Source organism: Vibrio fujianensis (assembly GCF_002749895.1).
Taxonomy (GTDB): Bacteria; Pseudomonadota; Gammaproteobacteria; order Enterobacterales; family Vibrionaceae; genus Vibrio; species Vibrio fujianensis.
On sequence record NZ_NBUS01000041.1, the window covers coordinates 191,084 to 199,858 of the forward strand.

Below are 8,775 nucleotides of genomic sequence, written 5' to 3' on the forward strand. Positions count from 1 at the left end.
CACATACCAGCTATTTATCTCCTCGTAATGCAGAGCAATTTCAGTCTGAAATGAATTTATCGTTGGAAGGTATTGGTGCCGTACTACAAATGACCGATGATTATACCGTAATTCGCTCTCTTGTTGTTGGTGGGCCTGCCGCAAGTAGCAAACAGCTGAGTGAAGGTGATCGAATTATTGGGGTCGGCCAAGAAAAAGGTGAAATGGTTGATGTCATCGGATGGCGTTTAGACGATGTGGTTCAACTGATTAAAGGCCCAAAAGGCACGAAAGTTAAGCTACAAGTTTTACCTGAAGGGAAAGAGGCTAAAAGTTACATTGTCACTATAGTTCGCGATAAAATTCGTTTAGAAGATCGAGCCGTCAAATCTCAAATTATTGAAAAAGACGGTAAAAAAATAGGCGTATTGGAAGTTCCTAGTTTTTATGTTGGTCTGTCACAAGATACAGATACCCTCATTTCTGAACTAAAAACGGCTGGAGTGGATGGTATTATTGTTGATCTTCGCAACAATGGTGGTGGTGCTTTAACGGAAGCAACGGCACTTTCTGGACTATTTATTACCAGTGGCCCTGTGGTACAAGTTCGTGATAGTTATGGCAGAGTTAACGTTAATAGTGATACGGATGGAAAAATCAGTTACCAAGGCCCCATGACGGTATTAATTAATCGTTACAGTGCATCAGCCTCAGAAATATTCGCCGCAGCAATGCAAGATTATGGACGTGCGATCATTCTTGGTGAAAACTCCTTTGGTAAGGGGACGGTTCAGCAGCACCGTTCTTTAAATCATATCTATGATTTATTTGAACAGGAGCTGGGGTATGTGCAGTACACGATACAAAAGTTCTACCGAATTGATGGTGGCAGTACCCAAAATCGAGGCGTGATTCCTGATATCATCTTCCCAACGCCAGTCAATGCTGAAGAAACGGGGGAAAGTGTAGAAGATAACGCACTGCCTTGGGATAGCATAGACAAAGCTCAATATGACAAGTTATATGATTTTACAGCACAGCTTCCCAAACTGATTGAGCAGCATCAAGCGCGAGTGATGTCTGATCGTGAGTTTGGTTTTATATTGCAAGATATTGAGAAATATAAAGCTGAAAAAGATGATAACCTATTGTCTTTAAATGAAAAAAAACGTAAAGAAGAAATGGAAAAAGCAGACCGACAACGTTTAGAACGGATTAATATTCGTCAAAAATCTTTGGGGTTAACACCATTTGCTAAGTTGAGTGATGTACCAAAAGATTATGAAACGCCTGATGCATACCTGAATGAATCTGTCTCGATCATGGTGGATATGCTTAAGCTGTAATACGTTTGATTGATAATGAAGAGTGGACTTTATCGTCCGCTCTTTTTTTATCACAACCACTTAACTTACTATCGGTTTGAAAAGTCAGTCACGGTAGTATTTGTGTATCAATATGAGGCAAAACCAGGTAAGAATAATCGTATTTTTTTTATCTAGGGGGTTGTTATTAACCCTGACAGGCTTAAGATCACAAGATAATGATAACGGTGATGAACTTTATCAGTCACAGTGATTACGTCAAAAAGGATCCCGACCATGGCGACAAGCCCGCAAGTAAAATATCGCAAAGATTACCAAGCCCCTACGCACACCATTAGTGAGATTGAGTTGCTCTTTGATCTCCATGATAACCAAACTTCCGTGACCGCCATTTCTCACATTCAGCAGCAGTCAGAAAGCTCAACGTTAGTACTTGATGGAGAAGCGCTTATTTTACAATCGCTCCAAGTGAATGGTGCAGATTGGAGCAATTATACTCAGACAGAATCAAGTTTGACGCTTTATCAACTGCCAACGCAGTTTACTTTGAAAATCATTACTGAAATTGATCCGCAAGCGAATACCGCGTTAGAAGGTTTATACAAGTCTGGTGGTGCCTTTTGTACTCAGTGTGAAGCTGAAGGGTTCCGTCGTATCACTTATTATCTTGATCGACCAGATGTACTGGCTAAATACACAACAACCATCATTGCTGATAGAACGCTTTATCCATTCTTATTAAGTAATGGCAATAAGATCGATCAAGGTGAGTTAGAGAACGACAGACATTGGGTGAAATGGCAAGATCCGCACCCTAAGCCCGCTTATCTATTTGCGTTAGTGGCGGGAGATTTTGATGTATTACGTGATCAATTTATTACGTGCTCTGGACGCAAGGTTGAGTTAGCGATTTTTGTTGATAAAGGCAATTTAGATCGTGCTAACCATGCCATGGCATCACTTAAAAACTCAATGCGTTGGGACGAACAGCGCTTTGGGCTGGAATACGACCTTGATATTTATATGGTCGTTGCGGTTGATTTTTTCAACATGGGAGCGATGGAAAATAAAGGATTAAATATTTTCAACTCCAAATTTGTGTTAGCTAATGAAAATACTGCAACTGATACCGATTACTTAGGTATTGAGTCGGTCATTGGACACGAATATTTCCATAACTGGACGGGAAACCGAGTCACTTGCCGCGATTGGTTTCAACTGAGTTTAAAAGAAGGGTTAACCGTTTTCCGAGATCAAGAATTTTCTTCAGATCTCGGTTCTCGAGCCGTTAATCGTATTCATAATGTCCGTATTATTCGTGGGCCACAATTTGCAGAAGATGCAGGCCCTATGTCTCACCCAATTCGCCCTGAGAAAGTGATAGAAATGAATAACTTCTATACCTTAACTGTATATGAAAAGGGCAGTGAAGTCATTCGTATGCTACATACTTTACTCGGTGAAGACGATTTCCAGAAAGGAATGAAACTTTACATTGCACGCCATGATGGAACCGCAGCTACCTGCGAAGATTTTGTGCTTGCGATGGAAGAGGCCAGTGGTATTGATTTACAACAATTTCGTCTTTGGTATAGCCAATCGGGCACCCCATTACTCAAAATTAGCAGCAGTTATCAAGCCAGCTCATCAACTTATACTTTGACGATAGAGCAAACTACCGAACCAACGGCGGATCAACCTTATAAGCAACCGCTACATATTCCGTTGGATATTGAACTCTACCAACAGGATGGGACGGTTATTCCGTTACAATGTAACGGAGAGGTGATTCATCATGTGTTGAACGTTACTAAGTCAAAGCAAACTTTTGTTTTTGATCAGGTGCCAGAAAAGCCGATTCTCTCTTTGTTACGTGAATTTTCAGCGCCAGTTAAACTTGAGTATGATTATACCGATCAAGAGTTGAGCTTCCTTATGGTGCACGCAACGAATGATTTTGCACGTTGGGATGCCGGACAAATGTTACTGGCTAAATATATTCGGACTCATATTGAATCGATACAGCAAGGAAAGATGATTGAACTCCCAGATAGCGTGATTGATGCCTTCCGGGGGATTTTGCTCAACGATACATTAGAGCCAGCCTTTATTGCAGAAGTATTGACTTTGCCGAATCATAATGAGGTATCTGGTTGGTATAAACAGGTCGATGTGGATGCTATCGCGCAAGTGTTGCATCAATTCAAAGTGATTTTAGCGACGGAATTAGCAGACGAGTTGAGTGCGATTTACCATTTACTGAAACAAGAAGAGTATTCGATTGCTCATGCGGCGATTGGCCGACGTGCTCTACGCAATACCTGTTTAGGGTATCTTGCTTATACTGAGCAGGGTGAACGTTTAGTCAATCATCAATACCAGCAAGCGAATAATATGACCGATACCATGGCGGCCATGAATGCCGCCAATAGTGCTCAGTTGCCATGTCGAGAAGCGTTAATGAATGATTTTAGTGCTAAATGGCAGCACGATGGCTTAGTGATGGATAAGTGGTTTACGCTACAAGGGACAAACCCTGCTAAAGATGCGTTATTGGTGATTAAAAATACCATGCAACATCCAGCGTTTAGCATGAAAAACCCTAATCGTATTCGCAGTCTTATTGGATCTTTCTTAGCGATGAACCCGGTAAGATTTCATGCAAAAACAGGAGAAGGGTACCAGTTTGCTGGCGAGATCTTACGTGAATTAAATACCAGTAATCCTCAGGTTGCTTCACGGTTAATCGATCCATTACTTAAGTTCCGTCTATATGATCAACATCGACAAACCTTGATGAAGAAAGAACTCGAAGCATTAAAGAACTTAGATAATTTAGCCAACGATCTTTTTGAAAAAGTGACCAAAGCGTTAGATTAATAATAAAAATGAGTCGCACAGAGTCGGTACTATGCTTAGCATGAGTACCGACTCAACTGTGGTGCTGAATTGGGCTATGAATCATTACTTTTTTACCCTCAATATCTCTTATCAAACTTTTCTCGCACACTATTCAGGTGCTGCCAGTCACGTCATTGTCATGACTGATAATGGCCTTAAGCTGCAATTGTCTGCGGCAAAATTACGACCATTTCTTAGCCAACTTGGCATCAAAGGACGATTTCGTTTAACGACGGATCAACAGCATAAATTTGTGAAGCTCGAAATGCTGTGATTGGGTAACGAACGTAGCCAACACCCCTGCAGCTTAAAGTGGGAAGGATATATAGCTATGTGAATTGATATACAGCGCACAGTCTTAAACATTTCACGACCAGTGATAGGTTAGGATTGTTAACGTTCAGTTAGCAAATCTTTACAATATTCATCGCATTACTGTAAGCAGCAACTATGCTTACAGCATAATCCTACTTATCTAATATTCTAATATTTGGAGTCGTTTATGACTGTGCGTGAAGGTTTGATGCCGGTTCTCCTAGAAAAAGTGTATCAACTCATTCAAAACCAACTTGATCCTGCCCAACAGCCCCTAGTTACTCAGCTTGGAGAACATCTATTTAGCAATGTCGCACAAGATGATCTTACCAAGCGAAATGAATCCGATCTTTATGGGGCTTTAGTTAGCCTTTGGCACCATATTACCGAGAAAGATTCACAAGCATTGTCAGTCCGCGTGTTTAATCCCACAGTGAGTAAGCATGGTTGGCAATCGACTCACACGATCGTTGAGATAGTTTTACCCGATAGTCCATTTTTAGTTGATTCAATTAAGATGACGTTAAGTCGTTTAGGATTAACGTGCCATTTGATGCTCAACGGCCCCACTCATATTGACTATGATAAGCAGGGAGGAGTGCAAAGTATCCATCAAGGAAAAGGTTCACTCCAGTCGTTATTCCATATTGAAGTAGACAAGTTAAACACCAAGCAAGACATGCTTGCACTGCAAAATGAACTAGTGGGTATGTTGAGTGATGTTACCTTGGTTGTACGTGATTGGAAGCCAATGGTCAGTCAACTCCAATTGGTCATCAACCAACTTGAACAACAAAAAAAATTTATTCCTGTTGAGTCAGCCCATTATCAAGAAACGTTAAATTTTTTACGTTGGCTCGGAGACCATAATTTTACCTTTATGGGGTATAAAGAGTTTGACTTAGTTAATGTGGAAGGGGATACCGAGTTGCACCCCACCCAAGAAGTCGGGTTAGGTCTATTTTCAGAGATAAAGCGGGTTCGGAAAGTGAAGCTGGCTCAATTTTCGGATGCTGCCCGTTTAGAAGCCAAAAAACCATTTTTACTCATTATTACTAAAGGCAATAAACAATCACGCATTCATCGACCCGCTTATACCGACTACATTGGAATTAAAAAGTTTGATCAGAATGGTCGAGTCATCGGAGAGCATCGTTTCACCGGCTTATACACCTCGGCGGTTTATAACCAAACGGTAGAAAGCATTCCCCTTATTCGAGAGAAAGTGCAACGTATTTTGTTGGCCAGTGGATATCGAGTCGGGTCTTATGCCTATAAAGCGTTACATAATATTTTAGAAAATTATCCCCGCGATGAACTGCTACAAGCCAATGAAAAAGAATTATTAGCCGTAGGGATGGGAGTGGTCCAAATGCAAGACCGAGATCTTATCCGACTTTTTGTACGACGAGATCCCTTTGGACGCTTTTTCAGTTGCATGGTTTATGTGACCAAAGAGCGTTATAACACCGAGCTAAGGAAACAAACCCAGCGGATTTTGAAAGATTATTTTGGGTGTGAACAAGATGTTGAATTTACCACTTATTTCTCAGAAAGTCCCTTAGCAAGAACCCACTACATCGTGCGAGTGGATAATAATAATGCCAATATTGATGTAAAAAAAATAGAGCAAAATTTAATGGAAGCATCAACCAGTTGGGATGATCGACTTTCTCAAGCGATAATCGCCAATTTTGGCGAAAGTCACGGGCGTCCTCTCGCTAAAGCCTATTTAAGCGCTTTTCCTCGATCTTATAAAGAGAGTGTCATGCCCGGATCCGCCGTCTCTGATCTTGAACGTCTAGAAGCTTTAAATGAAGAGCATAAATTGGGAATGCTCTTTTATCGACCTCAAGAAGAGCAAAAAGACTCAAAAGCGGTTCGACTTAAACTTTATCATCGTGATGAGCCTATCCATTTATCCGATGTGATGCCGATGCTAGAAAACCTGGGTTTGCGGATTATTGGGGAATCTCCCTATGAGATCAAAAAAAACCATGGACAAACGTATTGGATCCTCGATTTTTCCATGCTTCACAAAAGTAATAAACAAGTGGATCTTCGTGAAGCACGAGATCGCTTTCAGCAAGCATTTTCTGCAATTTGGCACGGTGAATTAGAGAGTGATGGATTTAACCGTTTAGTGTTAGGCGCATCATTAACAGGACGGGAAGTGTCTATTTTAAGGGCTTATGCACGTTATATGCGTCAAGTTGGTTTTCCTTTTAGTCAACAGTACATTGAGGAGACGTTAAACCATTATCCAGAGTTAGCTCAAGATCTTGTCGCCTTATTTATGTGTCGCTTTGATCCCAGTTATAAGGGGAGAGAAAAGGGACAAGCGAGATTGATCGATCAATTAACCGAGCAATTTGATCATGTTGAAAGCCTTGATGACGATCGTATTTTACGACGCTATATGGAAATGATTTGTGCGACCGTTCGCACCAACTATTTCCAGGTAGATCATCATAAAAAACCAAAAGCTTGCCTTGCTTTAAAGTTTACGCCACGCGATATTCCAGATATTCCAGCCCCCGTGCCAGCTTTTGAAATATTTGTTTATGCCCCGGATATTGAAGGTGTTCATCTCAGAGCTGGTAAAGTGGCTCGTGGTGGACTACGTTGGTCGGATCGACAAGAAGATTTCCGTACCGAGATTCTCGGATTAGTCAAAGCCCAGCAAGTCAAAAATACGGTGATAGTGCCTGTCGGAGCCAAAGGTGGTTTTATTTGTAAAAGACAGCCTTTATTGAATCATCGAGATGAAATTTTTGCCGAAGGCCAGCGATGCTATAAACGGTTCATCCAGTCGTTATTAGATGTGACAGATAATATTGTCGACGGAAAAATTGTTTCTCCCATTAATGTGATTCGCCATGATGAGGACGATCCCTACCTTGTTGTTGCCGCTGATAAAGGAACGGCTACATTTTCAGATTTAGCAAATGCAGTATCAGCCGATGACCACTTTTGGCTAGGAGATGCCTTCGCATCAGGAGGATCAAATGGGTATGATCATAAATCCATGGGGATCACCGCAAAAGGTGGTTGGGAGTCGGTCAAGCGTCATTTTCGTGAATTAGGGATTAATTGCCAAACGACAGATTTTACAGCAATTGGTATTGGAGACATGGCAGGGGATGTGTTTGGAAATGGAATGCTCCTTTCTCAGCATATTCGCCTGCAAGCGGCGTTTAACCATGCGCATATTTTTATTGATCCGAATCCCGATGCTGATGTCAGTTGGCAAGAGCGTCAACGTTTATTTCAACTCCCTCGATCCAGTTGGGAAAATTACAATCCAGCCTTAATCTCTGAAGGCGGAGGGGTATTTTCCCGTAAGGCAAAATCGATTTCTCTTTCAACTCAGATGCAAGCGATGCTAGCAACCGAAAGGCGTTCACTTGCACCAAATGAATTGATCAAATTGATCTTGAAAATGAAGGTCGATTTACTGTGGAATGGTGGTATTGGCACTTATATAAAATCATCTAACGAGTCGCATGCCGATGTTGGGGATAGAGCCAATGATATGGTGCGTATTAATGGCAATGAGGTGCAAGCTAAAATTATTGGTGAGGGCGGCAATTTAGGTATGACTCAGTTAGGGCGGGTTGAATACGCCTTATCTGGAGGCCGTGTTAACACCGACTTTGTCGATAATGTCGGTGGTGTTGATTGTTCTGATAACGAAGTGAATATAAAAATTCTTTTAAATAGTTTAGTTGCTCACGATGATTTAACGGTAAAACAGCGTAATCAACTGCTTGAATCGATGGAAGATGAGGTGGGGCAGATTGTTATCCAAGATGCCTATACACAGGCTGAATCGATTTCTGTGACTGAATTTCTTGGTCTTGAAACGGTAAAAGAGCAGATTCGTTTTATCCATCATATGGAAAAAGTAGGCTATTTAGATAGAAGCTTAGAGTATATTCCAGATGATGAAACATTGCTTGAAAGAGAAAAACAAGGGCAAGCGTTAACTCGTCCAGAGCTTGCCGTTTTAGTCGCTTATGGAAAAATGCGCTTGAAAGAGGAGCTTGCCTGCGATGAGGTCGCGAATGATGAATTTCATGCTAAGCAATTGATCGATTATTTCCCATCAAAGTTACGCGGTCACTATGCGCAAAAGATGAAACAACATCCTCTACGTAAAGAAATTATCGCCACGGCATTGACTAACCAGATGGTTAATGAAATGGGCTGCAACTTTGTCACCCGTTTGCAAGAAGAGACAGGAGCTAAAGTC

Annotated in this window: 4 protein-coding genes; all 4 read left to right on the forward strand. The window is 41.3% G+C overall.

Going from position 1 to position 8,775, the window contains the following annotated elements; all coding sequences use genetic code 11:
- Positions 1-1,325: carboxy terminal-processing peptidase (locus B7C60_RS08145; protein ID WP_245868945.1), on the forward strand; the 1,325-nt coding region annotated here is incomplete at its 5' end.
- A gap of 255 nt (positions 1,326-1,580) precedes the next feature.
- Positions 1,581-4,184 carry an aminopeptidase N gene (gene pepN / locus B7C60_RS08150; RefSeq protein WP_099611219.1) on the forward strand — a complete coding sequence of 868 codons (2,604 nt, stop codon included), beginning with the start codon at positions 1,581-1,583 and terminating at the stop codon, positions 4,182-4,184.
- 76 nt (positions 4,185-4,260) lie between these two features.
- Positions 4,261-4,479, forward strand: coding sequence for a DUF2835 domain-containing protein (locus B7C60_RS08155; protein WP_099611343.1), 219 nt, complete (start codon positions 4,261-4,263; stop codon positions 4,477-4,479).
- A gap of 228 nt (positions 4,480-4,707) precedes the next feature.
- Positions 4,708-8,775: NAD-glutamate dehydrogenase (locus B7C60_RS08160; RefSeq protein ID WP_245868948.1), on the forward strand; the 4,068-nt coding region annotated here is incomplete at its 3' end.

What these genes read in the sequence shown, in the direction of transcription:
- B7C60_RS08155 (WP_099611343.1), top strand. Translation starts at nt 4,261, where the DNA reads ATGAATCATTACTTTTTTACCCTCAATATCTCTTATCAAACTTTTCTC.
- pepN (WP_099611219.1), top strand. Translation starts at nt 1,581, where the DNA reads ATGGCGACAAGCCCGCAAGTAAAATATCGCAAAGATTACCAAGCCCCT.